The 19,602-nt window shown below is 34.0% G+C and carries 20 protein-coding genes, 1 tRNA gene and 2 pseudogenes; 5 read left to right on the top strand and 18 right to left on the bottom strand.

Annotated features, from left to right (window positions below):
* Positions 1-89: 89 nt before the first annotated feature.
* Positions 90-853 (bottom strand): annotated as a pseudogene (locus ACZZZT_RS04760) (enoyl-CoA hydratase/isomerase family protein).
* 190 nt (positions 854-1,043) lie between these two features.
* On the opposite strand from ACZZZT_RS04760, the gene ACZZZT_RS04755 reads away from it, so the two are divergent.
* Together ACZZZT_RS04755 and ACZZZT_RS04750 are read left to right on the top strand one after the other, a co-directional pair.
* Positions 1,044-1,117, top strand: a tRNA-Ala gene (locus tag ACZZZT_RS04755).
* Positions 1,118-1,183: 66 nt separating this feature from the next.
* Positions 1,184-1,432 carry a GIY-YIG nuclease family protein gene (locus ACZZZT_RS04750; protein ID WP_463459587.1) on the top strand — a complete coding sequence of 83 codons (249 nt, stop codon included), beginning with the start codon at positions 1,184-1,186 and terminating at the stop codon, positions 1,430-1,432.
* Between the two features lie 273 nt (positions 1,433-1,705).
* On the opposite strand, the gene ACZZZT_RS04745 is transcribed toward ACZZZT_RS04750, so the two are convergent.
* The 4 genes from ACZZZT_RS04745 to ACZZZT_RS04730 all read right to left on the bottom strand — a co-directional run bounded on the left by ACZZZT_RS04745 (position 1,706) and on the right by ACZZZT_RS04730 (position 4,994).
* Complete coding sequence (locus ACZZZT_RS04745) at positions 1,706-1,999, bottom strand: superinfection immunity protein (RefSeq protein WP_463459586.1); 294 nt, start codon at positions 1,997-1,999, stop codon at positions 1,706-1,708.
* A gap of 173 nt (positions 2,000-2,172) precedes the next feature.
* Complete coding sequence (locus ACZZZT_RS04740) at positions 2,173-3,123, bottom strand: lipid A deacylase LpxR family protein (protein WP_463459585.1); 951 nt, start codon at positions 3,121-3,123, stop codon at positions 2,173-2,175.
* Complete coding sequence (mtgA, locus tag ACZZZT_RS04735) at positions 3,110-3,763, bottom strand: monofunctional biosynthetic peptidoglycan transglycosylase (RefSeq protein ID WP_463459584.1); 654 nt, start codon at positions 3,761-3,763, stop codon at positions 3,110-3,112. Before mtgA ends, ACZZZT_RS04740 begins: the two co-directional genes overlap by 14 nt.
* Before the next feature lie 118 nt (positions 3,764-3,881).
* A complete protein-coding gene (locus tag ACZZZT_RS04730; RefSeq protein WP_073397626.1) occupies positions 3,882-4,994 on the bottom strand; it encodes an NAD(P)/FAD-dependent oxidoreductase in 1,113 nt (370 codons plus the stop codon).
* 316 nt (positions 4,995-5,310) lie between these two features.
* Here ACZZZT_RS04730 and ACZZZT_RS04725 point away from each other — a divergent pair, with 316 nt between their 5' ends.
* Both ACZZZT_RS04725 and ACZZZT_RS04720 read left to right on the top strand, forming a co-directional pair.
* Positions 5,311-7,212, top strand: a complete 1,902-nt coding sequence (locus ACZZZT_RS04725; protein ID WP_463459583.1) for a S9 family peptidase — start codon at positions 5,311-5,313, stop codon at positions 7,210-7,212.
* A 191-nt stretch (positions 7,213-7,403) separates the two neighbouring features.
* Positions 7,404-9,842, top strand: a complete 2,439-nt coding sequence (locus tag ACZZZT_RS04720; protein ID WP_463459582.1) for a hybrid sensor histidine kinase/response regulator — start codon at positions 7,404-7,406, stop codon at positions 9,840-9,842.
* Here ACZZZT_RS04720 and ACZZZT_RS04715 read toward each other — a convergent pair.
* From ACZZZT_RS04715 to pdxA, 13 genes and pseudogenes are all read right to left on the bottom strand, one after another.
* Positions 9,839-11,187, bottom strand: a pseudogene (locus tag ACZZZT_RS04715) (sigma-54-dependent transcriptional regulator). The gene ACZZZT_RS04720 and the pseudogene ACZZZT_RS04715 sit on opposite strands and share 4 nt — an antisense overlap.
* Positions 11,188-11,314: 127 nt before the next feature.
* Positions 11,315-11,611: a PepSY-like domain-containing protein gene (locus ACZZZT_RS04710; RefSeq protein ID WP_073397618.1), complete on the bottom strand. Its 297-nt coding sequence runs from the start codon at positions 11,609-11,611 to the stop codon at positions 11,315-11,317.
* Positions 11,612-11,616: 5 nt separating this feature from the next.
* A complete protein-coding gene (locus ACZZZT_RS04705) occupies positions 11,617-11,916 on the bottom strand; it encodes a PepSY-like domain-containing protein (RefSeq protein WP_042565568.1) in 300 nt (99 codons plus the stop codon).
* Between the two features lie 33 nt (positions 11,917-11,949).
* Positions 11,950-12,240, bottom strand: a complete 291-nt coding sequence (locus ACZZZT_RS04700) for a hypothetical protein (protein WP_463459581.1) — start codon at positions 12,238-12,240, stop codon at positions 11,950-11,952.
* 50 nt (positions 12,241-12,290) lie between these two features.
* Positions 12,291-12,587 (bottom strand): hypothetical protein, encoded by a 297-nt coding sequence (locus tag ACZZZT_RS04695; RefSeq protein WP_042565566.1) that lies wholly within the window; start codon positions 12,585-12,587, stop codon positions 12,291-12,293.
* A gap of 62 nt (positions 12,588-12,649) precedes the next feature.
* Positions 12,650-12,946 (bottom strand): hypothetical protein, encoded by a 297-nt coding sequence (locus ACZZZT_RS04690; RefSeq protein ID WP_073397614.1) that lies wholly within the window; start codon positions 12,944-12,946, stop codon positions 12,650-12,652.
* A gap of 72 nt (positions 12,947-13,018) precedes the next feature.
* Entirely contained in the window at positions 13,019-13,315 is a 297-nt protein-coding gene (locus ACZZZT_RS04685) for a hypothetical protein (protein ID WP_042565565.1), read from the bottom strand.
* Between the two features lie 538 nt (positions 13,316-13,853).
* A complete protein-coding gene (accC, locus tag ACZZZT_RS04680; protein WP_042565563.1) occupies positions 13,854-15,203 on the bottom strand; it encodes an acetyl-CoA carboxylase biotin carboxylase subunit in 1,350 nt (449 codons plus the stop codon).
* Positions 15,204-15,313: 110 nt separating this feature from the next.
* The gene (gene accB, locus ACZZZT_RS04675) at positions 15,314-15,799 is read right to left on the bottom strand and encodes an acetyl-CoA carboxylase biotin carboxyl carrier protein (RefSeq protein ID WP_042565562.1); all 486 of its coding nucleotides are present in this window, start codon (positions 15,797-15,799) and stop codon (positions 15,314-15,316) included.
* A gap of 23 nt (positions 15,800-15,822) precedes the next feature.
* Positions 15,823-16,821 carry a beta-ketoacyl-ACP synthase III gene (locus tag ACZZZT_RS04670; RefSeq protein WP_042565561.1) on the bottom strand — a complete coding sequence of 333 codons (999 nt, stop codon included), beginning with the start codon at positions 16,819-16,821 and terminating at the stop codon, positions 15,823-15,825.
* A 171-nt stretch (positions 16,822-16,992) separates the two neighbouring features.
* Positions 16,993-17,187 carry a 50S ribosomal protein L32 gene (gene rpmF, locus ACZZZT_RS04665; protein ID WP_031455170.1) on the bottom strand — a complete coding sequence of 65 codons (195 nt, stop codon included), beginning with the start codon at positions 17,185-17,187 and terminating at the stop codon, positions 16,993-16,995.
* Between the two features lie 9 nt (positions 17,188-17,196).
* Positions 17,197-17,739, bottom strand: coding sequence for a YceD family protein (locus tag ACZZZT_RS04660; RefSeq protein WP_042565560.1), 543 nt, complete (start codon positions 17,737-17,739; stop codon positions 17,197-17,199).
* Between the two features lie 104 nt (positions 17,740-17,843).
* A complete protein-coding gene (pdxA, locus tag ACZZZT_RS04655) occupies positions 17,844-18,893 on the bottom strand; it encodes a 4-hydroxythreonine-4-phosphate dehydrogenase PdxA (RefSeq protein WP_463459580.1) in 1,050 nt (349 codons plus the stop codon).
* A 57-nt stretch (positions 18,894-18,950) separates the two neighbouring features.
* On the opposite strand from pdxA, the gene ACZZZT_RS04650 reads away from it, so the two are divergent.
* The gene (locus ACZZZT_RS04650; protein WP_042565558.1) at positions 18,951-19,541 is read left to right on the top strand and encodes a riboflavin synthase; all 591 of its coding nucleotides are present in this window, start codon (positions 18,951-18,953) and stop codon (positions 19,539-19,541) included.
* Positions 19,542-19,602 lie beyond the last annotated feature (61 nt).

Genomic DNA, 19,602 nt, shown 5'->3' with positions numbered 1-19,602 from the left:
GTTTAAATAATAAATTCCAAATAAAGAAAAATTCCAAATTCCAAGTATCGAGTTCTATTGGAATTTAAATATTGGGATTTCGCTTTTATTTATTTTTTAAATTGTGTCAAAGCATTTTTGGTAAAATCAGACAAAACCAATTTTCCTGTAATAGCGGCACGTTCAAAAAGTATAGATTCCCATTGTTCTGTTCCTTCCCAAATAATTTTCTTCATTTCAAACAAAGCTTCAGGATTATAGGAACTTAATTTTTGGGCAAATTTTTCAACTTCGATATCCAACTGATCTGAATTGTGAATCTCCGAAAAAGTCCTTTTTCTAAAGCCCATTCAGCCGATTTCCAGTTTTGCGCCGCCAAGGTCATTTCGGTCATCGCTGTTTTACCAATTTTTCTGGAAACGGCTGGCTCAATCACAAAAGGTCCAATTCCGATTGCCAACTCCGAAAGTTTTACAGCGCTTTCCGGTGTAGCCAAAACATAATCACAAGTGGCAATAATTCCAACTCCACCGCCAACGGCTTTTCCCTGAACGCGGCCAATGATAATTTTAGAACAGTTGCGCATTGCGTTTAACAAATGAGCAAAGCCAGAGAAAAATTCTGTCCCCTGTTCTTCATTTTCTACTGCCAAAAGTTCATCAAACGAAGCTCCGGAACAAAAAGTTTTCGAACCTTCGCTTTGTAAAACAATAACTGAAACGGTTTCATTTCGGCTCAACGAATTAATTTCGGCAGTTAAACGATTTAATAACTCACGAGGAAAAGAATTACTCGCCGGATGGCCAAATTGCACAATTGCAACAGCATTTTGAAAAGCGGTTTGTAAAGTACCGTTTTGATTTTCTGAACTCATAAAAATAGTTTTGAACGTAAAGTTACGGTTTTGGTAATTATTTTCGCTCTAAGCGATTTGAAATTTGTTTTTTGAAAATTAATTGACTTTATTTGCTATCGCTTTGGGGGATTAGCTCATTTGGCTAGAGTATCCCGATCTGATCGGGAGGGCTGCCGATTCGATTTTCAAAAGCAAACAAAACAAAAAAGGGGGATTAGCTCATTTGGCTAGAGTACTTGCCTGGCAGGCAAGGGGTGACCGGTTCGAATCCGGTATTCTCCACAAATATTTCACAAAAATACCCAAATAGTTAAAACAACTGTTTGGGTATTTTTATTTATAATAGTTATGTTTTACACTTATATTCTATACTCTAATACAATTAACAAATACTATGTTGGTTCATGTCAAGATATTGAACAGCGTTTACAAGATCATTTGAATAGCAGAAGTAAATACACAAAAGTGGCTAAAGATTGGGAATTAAAATATTTTGAAACTTTCCTTACCCGAAGTGAAGCATGTCAAAGGGAATTAGAAATCAAAAAAATGAAAAGCAGAAAATATATCGAAAACTTAATTAAAACAAAAGACTAGAGTATCCCGATGCATCGGGAAGGTGACCGGTTCTCCCGATGTCTCGGGACGGTATTCTCCACAAAAACCGTATTACTTTATTGTGATACGGTTTTTTTTATTTTTTAGAAGCAGAAGATTTCGTTTTTTCATCACTCTTAGTCCCGCTAGCCCCTACAATCTTTTGCGCCGAACCCCGGCACAAAAGGATTTCCAGTTCTATCGTGGCTATATTAGTCGTTTTGGTTTTATAATATCTTTTTAAGCAGATTCTGAATTCACTTTTTGAAACAATTACAAATCAACAGATTTAAGTTTATCCCTCTTCATCTTTTTTCTCTTCTTTTTCTCTTCAGCCAAAACAACTTTATGCTGTCTGTTAATATTTAATGCCCATACAAAAGCAATTAACAAACCCAGAATAGTCCAAGCGGTGATTATATTAAAAGCAATAACAAATTTACTGTTCTTTTTATTCCATGAAATTATAGTTGGTATAAAATAGACAAACAACAGCATAATTCCAGCCATTACTTTTTCAATCGTAATTTCGTTATTCTCGAAAGGAAGGCTACTTAATATCATCATTTCTTCTTTGATATATTTGTGAGTAAAACAATTTCATTACTCTCTATAATATAAAAAACTTTATCGAGTTACTTGCGAAAATTTCTCCTTCGTCGAAATTGACAATAATTATGAAAACAAGCTAAAAAAAACTCAGAATCTTAGCATCTCAGTCCCTTAGCAACTTAAAAAACCTACTTCAACAAATACCCCAAACGAATACTCCCGTAAAAAGATCCCGTCATATCATGACTTTCCAATTCTTTCCCATGATAAATAAAAGAGTAAGACATATTGAAGCTATTATGGCGGTATTTTAAACCAAATTCAGCATTAAAACGCCACGGAATCAACTCAAAAGTCACCGGACTTGTATTGCTAAACATGCTTCCTTCGATTGTAGCATCATAAAATTGGTAATTGATACTTGGAATAGCGTAAAAGTAAAATTCGCGAACATTGTATTGCGTTTGCGAACTTACAGACGCATCGTGCAAATTAGAATCGTAAATTGGGAGTAATTTTTTGAAACCTAGTCGGGTTAAAAATCCTGCGGAAACTCCCGTGAAAATTGTTCCAACGTTTGCTTCTGTCTGAAAGTAAAGATCGGCAAATTCATTGGGTTCATTTTTAAGTAATTTCTTCGAATACAAAGCATGCGCCTGAATGCCTAATGCGTTGTGAACCTGATTTTCCCAACCAAAAACTTCTTTGTATCCAATAGTATGATGAAAAGCTTCCTGCATTTGTCTTCCAAAGGCATTTGGCCCCATATAACCCAACTGAAAATCGGTTTTTAAAACTGACTCAGATTGGTAAAAAAAGCTTCTGCCCGCTTCGGCAAAAAGATAACCGGCAAACGGACGGTTGTTACGGTTACGAGCTTCAATATTAATATATCTCGGATTATAAATATATTGACCAACACGAAACTCAGTTATTTTCTTGTTGATTTTTTCATTTTCATTCTTCGATAAAAATCGGTAAAAAAGCTCCAAACCATTAGTATAATACATGTCATTTTTAGACGATGTATATAAATCATTATCTGTGATAAAACCTATTTCTTTAGTTTTTCCTTGTCCAAAAGTCAACGTAGTTGTTACTATCAGGAATGCAAAAACAATCTTTTTACTTCCCATCATAATTTATTTTTCCTACTGCTCGCATTTCACGAACAATTCTTTCTTTACGTCTGTTTATATAACTGGAAGATCCTGTCGCTTTAAATTTTCTTGGGTTCGGCAATATCGCGGCAATCCCGGCAGCCTGCATTGGTGTTAAACTCGAAGCATCGCGACGATACCAGTGTTCTGTTGCCGCATAGGCTCCATAAACACCATCACCCATTTCGATACTGTTCAGGTACACTTCCATAATGCGTTCTTTGCCCCAGATAATTTCTATTAAAACGGTAAAATAAGCTTCTAAGCCTTTACGGAAATAACTTTTTCCCTGCCATAAAAACACATTTTTGGCCGTTTGTTGTGAGATCGTACTTCCGCCACGAATTCGGCGTCCGCGTTCGTTGCTTTTATATGCTTTTTGGAGTGCCTTGAAATCGAAACCATTATGAGATAAAAAAGTTCCGTCTTCACTTGCGATAACGGCTTTTTGCAAATTCATCGAAATTTTATCAATTGGTTCCCAATCGTGATCAAAATAAACCTCTTTACCTCCGAGTTTATTTTCTATCGCCCTTATTAACATTAATGGCGTAAAAGGAACGGGTATATATTTAAAAAATATCACGGATCCAATTGAGAGTCCGAAAAACCATAACATCAGTTTAATAAAAAACCATTTTACTTTTTCGCCAAAAGAACGATTTCCCTTTTTCTTAGCTGTTGGTTTTGGTTTACTTGCGGTTGTTGTTTTTTTGGTGCGGGTTTTTTAACTGCCATTATATTAAATCTGCTAATTCTGTTCCTATTAAACTTCCTATTGCAACGCCCATCCCGCCCAAACGTACTCCACAAAACACGTTTTCAGACAGTTGCGAAACAACAGGTTTTTTACTGTTTCCGATTCCCATAATACCACTCCAACGATGCGCAATTTGAAAATCCTGATTTGGTAAAATTACATTTTTAAGTAAATCTTCCAACTTATTTTGTACAATTTTGGTCTGCCCAAATTCAGTTGTGTTTTCTGCTTCAAAATCGAGGTTTCTTCCTCCGCCAAGTAAAATTCTGTCACCAATATTTCTGAAATAATAATAACCGCGATCCAAATGAAAAGTTCCTTTTATATCCAGATTTTTAATCGGTTCGGTAATTAAAACCTGAGCTCTGGCTGGCTGTACTTCTCCTTTGGTCAAAGCATTGGCAAAACCATTTGTGGCAAAAAATATTTTTTGAGATTTAAAACTAAAATCGCCAAGTGCAATTTCAACCTGATTTCCTAAATCGGCATAACCGGTTACGTTTTGTTGATTCAAAATTAGAATATCTGCAGCAACGGCTTGTTTCAGCAATTCCTGCATCATATTTCCAGTATCAATTTGGGCTTCAAACGGATTAAAAATCAAATATTCGTGAATGTTTTCAAATCCAAATCGGTCGACTTCTTTGGCAAAAACATCACTCTTGAAAATGGGTTTTAAAATTTCGTTGATAAATGGCAAACGCATTACAGCTTCATTAAAAACTCTTTCATCTTCTTTTAGAAACAATTCATATCCGCCATGAGGTTTAAAATCTATTGCCGTGTCTCCGAGTCTTTTTCGAAGTAATTGCAAACCTTGCCAGCGTTTCTCTATCAATTGCACAACATCTTCTTCTGAGTGCGTGTTTAAATCTTCTAAAATTTCAGAAAGACTACCAAAACAGGCAAAACCGGCATTTTTCGTACTCGCGCCTTGTGGTAATGCTCCTTTTTCTAAAACGAGAATTTTAGCTGCCGGAAATCTTTCGCGTAAGCGTAAAGCTGCATGCAATCCTACAATTCCACTTCCAACAATTGTATAATCAACGTTGGTGAACCAATTTTTCAGTTCCCAGTAACTTAAATCCATTTTGGCAATTTTTTATAAAAATAATGATTTTTTGTACCAAAAAATAAATTTCAATTTTAAAAATTCCAAATTCCAAATTCCAATTATGGGAGTCAAACTCGATTTAAGGTTTATTTCTGACTATGTCAGGCTGAGCGTCCCGAGACTTCGGGAGAAGCCCTTTTCATACACTTAAGCCTTCTCCCGAAGTCTCGGGACGCTTAGGGTGACAATAAGGTGTGCAAGATGGTAAGTTTAACATTAAATTGGAATTTGGAATTTAAAAGTTGGAATTTAAAATCCGTACTTTTAGCCCCACAAAAATTAGAATTTTATTATGAAAAAAGTATTATTTACAACCTTAATAATGATGAGTTTAAATGCTATCGGACAGAATGTAATGTCACCGGAATTGTTATGGAAGTTAGGAAGAGTCTCTGCACTTGGGCTTTCGAAAGATGAAAAAAATGTTGTTTTTAAGGTTTCAACTCCTTCTGTTGAAGAAAACAAATCGCATTCTAAATTTTACACGATTCCTGTAAATGGTGGAAATGCAACTGAAATTAAAGATACTAAAGAGGTTTTGAAAGACAAAAATATTTCGCCTGACGGAAAATTTTTAGTGTATAATGAAGAGGTGAAAATTGACAAGGTTTTAGGTAAAGATTATTATCCTAACCTGACAAAATCTGACGTTCAGATTTATAATGGTTTAGATTATCGTCATTGGGATACGTGGAATGAAGGAAAATTTAACCACGTTTTTTATAAAGAAAATAAAGAAGGCGCAGCAGGAATTGATATTTTAAAAGGTGAAACTTTTGATTCTCCGCAAAAACCTTTTGGCGGTGACGAAGATTATATCTGGTCTCCTGACGGAAAAAGTATTTTGTATGTGTGCAAGAAAAAAGCAGGAACTGAATATGCGATTTCGACCAATACCAATATTTATGAGTACAATTTAGAAACTCAAAAAACTACTAACAGAACCGAAGATAACTTGGGTTACGATACGGCTCCGCAATTTTCTCCAACAGGAAATTTAACGTGGCTGCAAATGAAACGTGACGGTTACGAGGCTGACAAAAATGATATTATTGTTGAGTTTAAAGGAATCAAAACCAACTTAACGGCAAATTGGGATGGAACTGTAGATAATTTTATCTGGAGCAAAGATGGTAAAAACGTTTATTTTGTTGCTCCGGTTGATGGTACAAAACAACTTTTTGTTGTCAATTTTCCGGGTTTAACAAGAATTGCAATTCAGGTTCGTCAAATTACAAATGGTGATTTTGATGTAAATGATTTAGTAGGATTTTCTGGCGATGATATCATCGTAACAAGAAATGATATGAATCACGCTCCGGAAATTTTTTCTTTTAATTTGAAGAAAAACACCTGGAAACAACTTTCAAATGTAAATACCGAAACGTATAAAACATTGACGTTAGGCAAAACCGAAAGACGTTATGTTACAACAACTGATGGCAAAAAAATGTTGGTTTGGGTAATTTTGCCTCCAAATTTTGATGCTTCAAAAAAATATCCAACTTTATTATTCTGTCAGGGCGGACCACAAAGTGCGTTGACACAATCGTATTCTTACCGTTGGAATTTCTCTTTAATGGCGGCAAAAGGGTATATTGTTGTAGCGCCAAATCGTCGCGGAATGCCAGGTCACGGTGTTGAATGGAACGAACAAATTAGTAAAGACTGGGGCGGACAGGTTATGGATGATTACCTTTCTGCGATTGATGATGTTGCCAAAGAAAATTATGTAGACAAAAGCCGTTTAGGTTGTGTTGGTGCAAGTTATGGCGGATATTCGGTATTTTATTTAGCCGGAATTCATAACAATCGTTTTAAAACTTTTATAGCTCACGATGGCGTTTTCAATACGGTAAGTATGTTGGGAACAACCGAAGAAGTTTTCTTTAACAATTGGGATTTTGGCGGTGCTTATTGGGAAAAAGACAATGCTGTGGCTCAAAAAGCTTATACTACTTTTAATCCGGCAACTTTGGTACAAAACTGGAATAAACCGATTTTAATTTTTCAGGGAGGAAAAGATTTCCGTGTACCAATTGGGCAGGGACAAGAAGCTTTTCAGGCTGCACAACTTCGCGGAATTAAAAGCAGATTGGTTTATTTTCCAGAAGAAAATCACTGGGTTTTACAGCCACAAAATGCTCAGGTTTGGCAGGGAGAATTTTTTAAATGGCTAAGCGAAACGCTTTAATCTATTAAATAAATAAATTAAGCCATCTATTTTTGCAGATTCAACTTTGTTAGTCGGCAAAAATAGATGGCTTTTTTGTAAATTCATATTACAATTATATAACATATTGATATGATTTTATACTTGAAAATCAGAAAATTTTAAATAAATTGCAATACTTTCAATTTTAAAAATACCAGCAATTACAGCCTATGGAGAGCAAAAGAAGTTACACTGCAATAAAAGTCCTCTTCAGTTATATTGCCTTATTGGGATTAGTTGTTACTGTTGGATGGTTTTTGTATTCAGAGAATGTGGTGTACAATAAACTTGAAGGCAAGATTGCTTTCGAAAAAACAAAAATCCTAAGAGTCAGCAAACTTTTTTCGAATGTTTACAAAACCGAAAGTCTCGCCAGAAAAACAATTCAAACCAATTCAGAAAGTGATTTTAAAAGCTATCTTACCGAAACAGATTCGTTGCGATGCAGGATTGATACTTTAAAACAAATTGTTACTACAGAATATCAAAAGGTTTTATTGGATAGTGTAAATTATTTACTATCTGAAAAAACAGAAAACATCCGGCAATTAAAAACGATAAAAAATAAAGCAGAAGACGAAGTTTCGGTAAATACGGCGATTGACGAGATTACCAAAATGGAGTTTAAACTGCGTAAATTAGAACTTCAGGATTTTACCAAAAACCCAAATGATCTTGGCAATTATCAGCGAAATGTATTGCAGAAATATGTTGATTATCTTAATCAAAATATTCCCGATGACAGCACCAATACGTTGAGTAAGCAAGCCTCGGATTCTATTTTGGCCAATTCAAAAAAACTGCTTAGCAATGTAAAACTAAAAGCAGAAAAGAAAAAAGAGTCTTTGAATTTTGAAGAAAATAAACTCTTGAAAAATGAGATTGCAATTTCGGAACAACTTCGAAAAGTGCTTCGAATTATCGAAAGGGAAATCATCATTAACTCTATTAAAAACAATTCACTAAAAGAAAAATCACTTAAAAAGGTCAATGAAATTGTTACGGCTTCGGCTATAATTGGTTTGATTTTAACGCTGTTTTTCTCGGTTTTAATTGTTAGTGATTATTCAAAATCGCAATTGTATAAAAAGCAGCTTGAGATTGCGAATTTCAAAACCAAAAATCTGCTGAAAAGCCGCGAACAGTTGATTTCGACAGTAAGTCACGATTTAAAAACGCCATTAAGTACAATTGTTGGTTACACAGAACTTTTAGGGAATTCTGATGTAAACTCGAAGCAATCCTATTTTGTAAAAAACATTAAAAATTCATCTGAATATATTTCGCAATTGGTTCAGGATTTATTGGATTTCTCTCAAATCGAGGCTGGAAAAATCACAATCGAAAAGGTACCGTTTTACTTACCTGAAATTATTGAAGATGTTGCCAAAAATATCCAGACGGTTTATAAACAAAAAGATATTGAACTGATTATTAATGTTGATGAAAAGCTAAACACAAAAGTAGTAGGAGACCCATTTCGTTTAAAACAAATTTTGAGCAACATTATTGGAAATGCTTATAAATTTACTGAAGAAGGTTTTATAAAAATAAGTGCTTTTGCAGATATTGAAGATCCTTTTTTTATTATAACAATTGAAGATTCAGGAATAGGAATTGAAAAAGGAAATCAGAAACTGGTTTTTGAAGAATTTGCTCAGGCGAATGAAAACATCGAAAAGAAATATGGCGGAACTGGCCTGGGTCTGGCAATTTGCCAAAAAATAATATCGATTCTGGGCGGAACTTTAAATCTTGAAAGCACTTTTGGAAAAGGAAGTACTTTTGAAATTAAACTGCCATTATTGTTTGACACCAGTCAGAATGCAATTCCTGAAATTAAAAAACCTGCTTTTATAAATAATAAAAAATTTACTTTTATTGTTATCGACGACGACATCAATTTACTGAATTTAACGAGTGGAGTTTTAAAACAGGAAAAACATAAAGTTTTATCTTTTGACAGAGCTACAAAAGCATTAGAAGCTGTTTCAAACACGAATTTCGATTTTATTATTACTGATATTCAAATGCCGGAAATGGATGGCTTTACGTTTATTAAAAAATTGAGAAACTACAATTTTTCAACCTATAAAAACCAGCCAATAATTGCACTTACAGGGCGAACTGATTTGGATTTATCCGTTTACACCGAAGCAGGATTTACGACAGTAATTAAAAAACCCTATTCGCCAAAAGTATTACTACAAACGATTCAGCATATTTTAGAGAACAAAGAGATTCCAACTAATGAAGGTAATGAAGTTGAACCAAATTCAGCTCAATTCTATTCATTAGAAACTTTAAAAGAATTTTTAGGAAATGACGATGAAGCACTAAAAGATGTCATTCTATCGTTTGTTGAAAGTACCGATGAAAATATGGTCTTTTTAGAAAAAGCAATAGCCCAACAAAATATAACAGAAATCAATACAATTGCTCACAGAATTGCTCCAATGTTCAGGCAAATTCAGGCAAATGAAATTGGGAATATTCTTAAAAACCTGGAAAGAAAAGATTTAGAAAGTGAAGGTTTAGAAAATATTTTCGAAAGCTTAAAAATCAAGACCGAAACTCTTTTCACATCTTTAAAACAAGAAATTGTTTAATCGATGTTGTATTGCTTCAATTTATTGTAAAGTGTTTTTCTGGTAATTTTAAGCAATTTTGCTGCTTCAGATTTATTATTTTGCGCTTTTGATAAGGCATAGATAATGGCTTCTTTTTCATTTTCAGACAATGAAAAATTACCTGTATTTGAACTTTGTTTTTGAATTTGAAAAAACTCTGCAGGCAAAACATCGCTTTCTATAAAATCACCACGAGATAATAATGTGGCGCGTTTTACACAGTTTTGTAATTCGCGTAAATTTCCGGGCCAGCTGTATTTTTGAAAAATATCAACCACTTCCGGCGAAAATCCGATAATTTCCTTGTTCAGTTGTTGATTGGCTTTCTCCAAAAAATAATCGGCAAAAACCATTAGATCTTCTCCCCTGTCCGTTAATGATGGAGACTGAATTGAAAATTCGTTTATTCTATGGTATAAATCTTCACGGAAATCACCGTTTTTAACGGCTTCGCGTAAATCTTCATTTGTTGCAGTAATGATTCGAATATCAACATTAATTTCTTTATTGCTACCAACAGGTTTGATTTTACGTTCCTGAAGCGCTCTTAAAAGCTGTATTTGATTTTCGTAGGATAGATTCCCTATTTCATCTAAAAAAAGAGTTCCTCCATTAGCAGCCTCAAAATAGCCCATTTTATCGCTAATAGCTCCGGTGAAAGATCCTTTCAAGTGACCGAAGAATTCACTTGCAGCTAATTCTTTTGGAATTGCTCCACAATCGACTGCTATGAAATTATTATTTTTTCTATTGCTTTGCTGATGAATGCTTTTGGCAATGATTTCTTTTCCTGTTCCGCTTTCGCCAATAATTAAAACAGACATATCCGTTGGGCTTACCAATTGAATGTGATCGAGCAATTTTTTTGAAGCAACAGAAATTCCTTTTACGAATTCATTTTCAGAAGAAGTTGTTTGTTTTTTTGGTGCTTTTTTTCTTTTGACGGAGTTTCTTCTGTTGTCGTTTCGCTTTGTAGAGCATTTGTAATTACTAATAAAACCTCATCAGGATTAAAAGGTTTTGAGATATAATCGGCAGCACCATTTTTGATTGCTTTTACCGCTGTATTAACATCTGAATATCCGGTCATTAAAATTACAGGAATATCGGGGTAAGAATCTTTAAATTCTTTCATAAGTCCAATACCGTCAGAATCAGGCAAACGAAGATCTGTCAAAATCAAATCGAAAGATTCTTTTTTGATCGCTAATCGTGCTTCTTCTGCTGAGAATGCAATAGTTACATCATATGCTTTTTTTAATAGAAATCGTTCTAATAATTTGCAAAATGAAATGTCATCTTCTATTAATAATATCTTTGGCATCTGTTTTTAGGGACTTTTCTGCTAAAATAACACTATTAAACTTGTATTTTCATAAAATTTTGCAAAAAAAAGAGATTGTTTCCCAACAATCTCTTTTTCACCAAAAACATAAATCTAATTCACCTAATTATATTTTTAACCAGTTACCATTGACATCTGAAAAAACAGTAGCCTTTTGGTCTTTTACCGATATTTCTAGTTTGTATTCTTTTTTATCGTTTACATATGCTTTTACCAATTTTGCTCCCGGATAAGCAGTTTCCAAGGCTGTTTTAACAGCCGTAGGAACCGCATCGGCACTGATTTCTGTATATTCGGCTTGTATAGCAACTTCACTTTTCACTATTTCAGATTGTAAAGTTGTGGTTGCGTAAATAGATAAACTTGCTAAAACGATCGCTACTGAAAGGACAATCTTTTTCATGATAATTATTTTTTAATGATGTTTCCTTCAGCATCTGCAAATACAGTATACTTTTGATCTCCTTTTGAGATTTCAAGTTTATATTCTTTCTTTTCGTTTACATATGCTTTTTCAAGTTTTGTTCCCGGAAAAGATTTTTCAACCGTAGACTTTACTGCGGCAGGCACAGCATCAGCACTAACTTCAGTAAATTCATCCTGAATAGTTACTGATTGATTCATTGAATTTGTTATTAACGGAACGGTAGCTGCATTTACAGTTAAACTTCCTAAAACGATTGCTGTGGATAATAGTAACTTTTTCATAGTGATTGTTGTTTGGGTTGATGTTAATTTATATTATTTTTTAAGGATTGTTCCTTTTTCGTCTGTATAAACAATAGACTTAACATCTCTAACGCTAATTTCGATTTTATACTCTTTCTTTGCGTTTACATATGCTTTTTCTAGCTTTACGCCTGGATAAGCATTATCTAAAGATGTTTTAACTGCTGCCGGAACAGCGTCGATTTCTTTATATTCGTCTTGAAAATTTACTATTTTAATATTTGAATTTAAAACGACAGTATTTCCTGCTTGCATCGACAATGTTCCCAGAACAATTGCCGCTGATAATATTAACTTTTTCATAATAATAGTTTTTTAGTGTAATTTATAACCTAAGTCGTTGGTTAGTCGACTTATTTTTTAATCCAAGATCCGTCTGCATTAGCATAAAGAGAACCTACTTTGTCTCCCACAGTGACATCTAATTTGTACTCAGATTTTGTGTTTTTATATGCTTTCGAAAGCACTGCATCCGGATAAGCTTTTTTCAGAGCTTCTGTTATAGGAGCCGGCACTTCTTCAAGTTTAATTTCAGTATAATCATCCTGAATTGAAATTGTTTTAACGATTGTATTTGAAATTGGAGAAGTTGAAGCAAATGATGTTAAACCTCCCAAAACGATTGCAGCTGATAAAAATAAATTTTTCATAATAATATATTTTAAGTAATAACGTTAATTTTTAGTAATCTGTTGTAAATCAGATATTATTTTTATTTTTTAATCCAAGTTCCGTCTGCATTAGCATAAAGAGAACCTACTTTATCTCCTACGGTAACTTCTAATTTGTATTCAGATTTTGTATTTTTGTATGCTTTTGTAAGTACTGCATCCGGGTATGCTTTTTTAAGTGCATCCGTAACTGCAACTGGTACTTCTACTACTTTAATCTCAGTATAATCATCCTGAATAGTTACTGTTTTTACGATTGTATTTGAAATTGGAGAAGTTGAAGCAAATGATGTTAAACCTCCCAAAACGATTGCGGCTGATAAAAATAGATTTTTCATAATAGTCATATTTTAATATTTGTAATTTTATTTTAGTATTCTTAATTTGAATAAACATAAAAGTCTATTAAATTATTTTTTAATCCATGTTCCGTCTGCATTAGCATAAAGAGAACCAACTTTGTCACCTACTGTAACATCTAATTTATATTCTGATTTTGCATTTTTGTATGCTTTTGAAAGTACTGCGTCCGGATAAGCTTTTTTCAAAGCATCTGTAATTGCAGCAGGAACTTCTTCTACCTTAATTTCTGTGTATTCATCCTGAATAGAAATTGTTTTTACGATTGTATTTGAAATTGGTGAAGTTGAAGCGAATGATGTTAAACTTCCCAAAACGATTGCGGCTGATAAAAATAAATTTTTCATAATGTGTATATATTTAAATAGTTAATAGTTGTTTACGCTTTAGATAATGAAATAACTATGCCGTAACAAAATGATAATCGCTTAATCTCTGCAAAAGCCTGTTTTTAAAGACATTTAGGCGAATGTGCCAAAAATCAGTAAATTAAAAAAGTGTGTAATTCACTGATATTGTGTGTAAAAAGTATACACAAAATGTGTTTACCATATAAAAAGTAACCCCGACAGGTTTTTAAAACCTGTTGGGGTTGATATGAAAAATGATTATCAAAATCAATAGCTCTTTACACAATGCTATAAACATAGCCAACGGTTTCAACCGTTGGAACGCAATAATGATCACCATTATTATTTCCAACGCATCTCCCGTGGTTTCAACCACGGGCTATAATTAAAATGCGATATAATTGAGGAATTTAGAAACGTCGGATTTTATATGCTAGATTTCATTACACAAAACCCGACAGGTTTTAAAAACCCATCGGGTTTGCGACATGATGTAAAACAAAAAAAGGCTGCCAAATCTGACAGCCTTTTTATATTATTCTTCTATGGGTTTCATTTTAAAAGTATCCATAAATGCAGTTGTATAATCTCCTGCAATATATCTCGGATCATCCATTAATTGTCTGTGGAAAGGTATTGTAGTTTTAACACCTTCGATAACAAACTCATCCAAAGCTCTGCGCATTTTGCTGATAGCCTCTTCACGAGATTGTGCCGTAGTAATTAATTTAGCGATCATCGAATCGTAATTTGGCGGAATAGTGTAACCAGAATACACGTGAGTATCTAAACGAACTCCGTGACCTCCTGGCATATGAAGCGTAGTAATTTTTCCTGGTGAAGGACGAAAATCATTATAAGGATCTTCAGCATTAATACGACATTCGATAGCATGTAATTCCGGTAAGTAGTTTCTACCTGAAATCGGAATTCCGGCAGCCACCATAATTTGCTCACGAATCAAATCATAATCAATAACTTGTTCTGTGATTGGGTGTTCTACCTGGATACGCGTATTCATTTCCATGAAGTAGAAGTTTCTGTGTTTATCAACCAAAAATTCTACAGTTCCTGCACCTTCGTATTTAATGAACTCAGCGGCTTTTACAGCAGCCTCACCCATTGCAGTACGCAATTCATCTGTCATGAATGGCGAAGGAGTTTCTTCAGTTAGTTTTTGGTGACGACGTTGTACTGAACAGTCTCTTTCAGAAAGATGACATGCTTTTCCGTATGAATCTCCAACCACCTGAATTTCGATATGACGTGGTTCTTCAATAAGTTTCTCCATGTACATACCATCATTTCCAAATGCTGCAGCAGCTTCCTGACGTGCACTTTCCCAAGCTTTTAAAAGCTCTTCTTCTTTCCAGACAGCACGCATTCCTTTTCCACCACCACCAGCAGTTGCTTTAAGCATCACCGGGTAACCAAATTCTTTAGCTAATTTTTGTGTTTGTTCGAAAGATTCTAACAATCCTTCAGAACCTGGTACACATGGAACTCCTGCAGCTTTCATTGTTGCTTTAGCAGAAGCTTTATCTCCCATTCTGTCAATCATTTCAGGAGCAGCACCAATAAATTTGATTCCGTGTTCCTGACAAATTTTTGAGAATTTAGCATTCTCAGAAAGAAATCCATATCCTGGATGTATTGCATCTGCGTTTGTAATTTCGGCAGCGGCAATGATATTTGACATTTTCAAATACGATAAGTTACTTGGAGGAGGACCAATACAAACCGCTTCATCAGCAAACTTTACATGTAGACTTTCTGCATCGGCTGTAGAGTAAACTGCTACAGTTTTGATTCCCATTTCTTTACATGTACGAATTACACGAAGTGCAATTTCTCCTCTATTCGCAATTAATATTTTTTTAAACATCTTACTTTAATTAGATAATTAGACAATTCGATCATTAGATAATTTTAGATGATTAACAAAATTTCTATTGCGAACCAGTCTAAAATCTAAAATCTAAAATCTAAATTTATTTATGATGGATCAACTAAGAATAAAGGTTGGTCAAATTCTACAGGAGACATATCATCTACAAGAATTTTTACAATTTTACCTGAAACTTCTGATTCGATTTCGTTGAATAATTTCATTGCTTCAATTACACAAAGAACATCACCTTTTGCAATAGTGCTTCCTACTTCAGTGAAAACTGGTTTGTCCGGAGATGGTTTTCTATAAAAAGTACCAATGATTGGTGATTTTATAGTAATATATTTCGAATCTTCAGCCGGAGCAGATACTTCGCTAGTTACATTTACAACAGCTGGAGCTTGTTGAGGAGCAACTGCTTGTGGTAATTGCGCTTGAGCAGGCAATTGTTGTACATAAGTAGTTTCAGTAACATTTCCTTCTAAAGTTGTTCTAATAGTGATTTTCACATCATCCATTTCCAACTTTACTTCTGCAACTCCCGAATTTGCTACAAATTTGATTAGGTTTTGAATTTCTTTTAAATCCATAATGATTCGTTTTTAGTTTTAATTTATTTTTTATCGTAAGCCCATTTCAAATAGATAGATCCCCAAGTGAATCCTCCACCAAAAGCGGCAAAAATAATATTATCTCCTTTTTTCAATAAGTGTTCAAAGTCGTGTAGTACTAATGGCAAAGTAGCTGAAGTTGTATTACCATATCTTTCGATATTCATTAACACTTTAGAATCATCAAGATTCATTCTTCCTGCAGTTGCATCAATAATACGTTTGTTTGCCTGATGAGGCACTAACCAATTTACATCTTCATTAGTCAAATTGTTTCTTTTTACGATCAATTCGCTTGCATCAGCCATATTGGTAACAGCAAATTTAAAAACGGTTTTCCCGTCCTGAATAATATTGTGCTGTCTGTTTTTTACGGTTTCTTCTGTAGTAGGTATTAAAGAACCACCGGCAGGGATTTTAAGATAGTCGCGTCCTTGCCCATCGCTTCGTAGGTATTCATCTTGCAAGCCTAAGCCTTCATAATTTGGTTCGAATAAAACAGCTCCTGCTCCATCTCCAAAAATAATACAAGTTGATCTGTCTGTATAATCTACAATTGATGACATTTTATCGGCACCAATTAATAGTACTTTTTTGTATCGACCTGACTGCACATATGCTGCAGCAGTTGACATTCCGTATAAGAAACTTGAGCATGCGGCTTGCAAATCATATGCAAATGCATTTGTAGCTCCAATTTGTGTAGCAACATAAACTCCTGTAGAGGCTACTGGCATATCTGCTGTAGCTGTTGCCATGATTACCATATCTATCTCTAGCGGATCGATATTAGCTTTCGCGATTAAATCTTGTGCTGCTTTTATAGCAAGAAACGATGTTCCTTTGTCAGCATCTTTAAGAATTCTTCTTTCTTTAATTCCGGTACGAGTGGTAATCCATTCGTCATTGGTATCTACCATTGTTTCTAACACTTTGTTCGAAAGAACAAAGTCTGGAACATAGCCTCCAACAGCGGTAATTGCGGCTGTGATTGTATTCATTATATTCTATTATTTCCTTCCAAATATTATTATTTGAAAAATTTTTAAAAGACTTGAAAAGTACAAAAAAAACGAAGCGAATTTGTATCTATTTTCTTAAAAACCGAAAATTATAACCAACAAAAAAAACTCTCACTATGTGAGAGTTCTAGTATAATTTACAAAAACGTATTAAGCAACCGCTTCAGATTTATCGATAACAACTTGCCCTCTGTAATACATTTTACCTTCATGCCAGTAAGCTCTGTGGTATAAATGTGCTTCTCCAGTAATAGGACATGTAGCGATTTGAGCTACAGTAGCTTTATAATGTGTTCTTCTCTTATCTCTTCTTGTTTTCGAGATTTTTCTCTTAGGATGTGCCATTTTACTATATTATTTATCCGTTAATAGTTTCTTTAGTTTGTCCCAACGCGGGTCAATATCTTCTTCTTGTTTACTCTCTTCTTTTTGTTCTTTTACTTTTAATTCATTCAGTTTGGTTAAAGCTTCACTTTGTAAAGTTCCGTCTTTAACTCCAGGATGAACTCGTTTTAGTGGTACCGAAAGCGCAATCATTTCATAAATGTATTGTTCAACATCTATTTCATGTTCACCATGCGGCAGAATTAACAGCTCTTCGTTATCATTATTGAATTCATCTCCAAAGCGAACAATCAATTTCATTTTTCCTTTTATAGGAAGATCAAAATCTTCGCCTGTTAGATCACAAGGTACATTTACAGTTCCTTTGTGTTTGAATTCCAACTCTAACATGTTGCTTTTCTTATCTAAAACTAAACTCACTTTGATATCCGAACTTTGAAATTCGTCGTAATCAAAGTTCTCAAAGAACGCATTACTTATTTGATACTCAAAATGGTGTTTTCCCAGCTTTAATCCAATAAATGGAATTAAAAATTCTTTTGTTTTGCTCATTTCAACATCAATTTGTCCTCTTCATATCTAAACTAGATATCCGAATTGGGGTGCAAAGATATAAAATTATTGTAAAACTAATAATCTTATTCACCTTTTTTTGTTTATAACTGTTTTTCTTTTATTTTAAGAGGTTTTTCGCTAATCTCCTCATACTGATTACGCGAGCGAAAAATATCAATCGCGAGATAAACTGCTTCCTTAAACGAATTGTAATCTGCCATATCTTTTCCTGCAATATCATAGGCTGTGCCATGATCTGGCGAGGTTCTTACTTTATTTAATCCCGCAGTATAATTAACTCCTTTTCCAAATGACAATGTCTTAAACGGGATCAATCCCTGATCGTGATATGTTGCCACAATAGCATCATATTTCTCATATTGACCGCTTCCAAAAAAACCATCTGCAGGAAAAGGACCAAAAACCATTGTTCCCGAATCAAATATTTTCTTTAAGGTAGGCTTTAAAACCAAATCATCTTCTTTCCCAATCACTCCGCCATCACCAGCATGCGGATTTAATCCTAAAACAGCAATCTTTGGCTTTACAATACTAAAATCCTGAATCAACGATTTTCTTACTGTTTCGATTTTTCTTATAATCAGTTCTTCTGTTAAATGCGAAGAAACTTCACTTAAAGGAACATGATCTGTTAACAACCCTACTCTAAGATTATCCTGAACCATCATCATCAAGGCATTTCCTTCTAATTCCTGACCTAAATAATCTGTATGTCCCGGAAATTTAAATTCTTCGGACTGAATATTGTATTTGTTGATGGGAGCTGTAACTAAAACATCAATTAAATCTTCTTTTAACGCTTTGGTAGCTGCAACAAATGACTTTATGGCGTAGGTTCCTATTTTCTCATCATTTGCCCCTAAATTAATATCAACTCCTTCTTTCCATAAATTATACACATTTACTTTTCCCGGTAAGACCTGATCTAATTTATCTACACCGTGAAATTGAACCGTTGAAGTAAAACTTTTTTTAACGAAAGAAAGAATTTTGGCATTTGCAAAAATAACCGGCGTACACAGTTCTAACATACGAGAATCTTCGAATGTTTTTAATATAACTTCGCTTCCAATACCGTTTAAATCTCCTATTGAAATTCCAACAATTATATTTTCTGCTTTTTTATTCATGAGCTCAGATTATTTATTACTAATTTTGATGTGCAAATTTAGTAAAATAAAACAACAATGTTTACAGGAATTATAGAAACCCTAGGAAGGATTCACGAAATACAAAAAGACCAAAACAATCTTCACATAACAGTCGACTCTTCAATTACACATGAATTGAAAATTGACCAAAGCGTTTCGCACAACGGAATTTGTCTGACGGTCGTTGCCATAAAAGACTCTTTTTATACTGTAACCGCTATAGATGAAACGATTTTAAAAACAAATATTGGAGAATGGCAGGTAAACGATATTGTAAATCTTGAAAGAGGCATGAAACTCGGCGATCGCCTTGACGGACATATTGTTCAGGGCCACGTCGACCAAACAGGAACATGCGTTAAAATTGAAGAAGCAAACGGAAGTTGGAATTATACTTTTGAATACGATAAAAACCTCAACAACATTACGATCGAAAAAGGCTCGATCACTGTAAACGGAGTTAGTTTAACAGTTGTAAATTCTAAAACCAACGAATTTAGTGTTTCGATCATACCTTATACTTTTGAAAATACAAATTTCAAAAACTTTAAGGTTGGGACAAAAATAAATCTGGAATTCGACGTCGTAGGAAAATATATTTCAAGGCTTTACGCTATAAACAAATAAAATTTCAAATATTTTGTCTTGTCCTAAAAAAACGATACTGATTATTAGATAAAAATAATTA

It is taken from the genome of Flavobacterium sp. AC274 (genome assembly GCF_979258275.1).
This window is presented reverse-complemented; position numbering and strand designations above follow the sequence as displayed.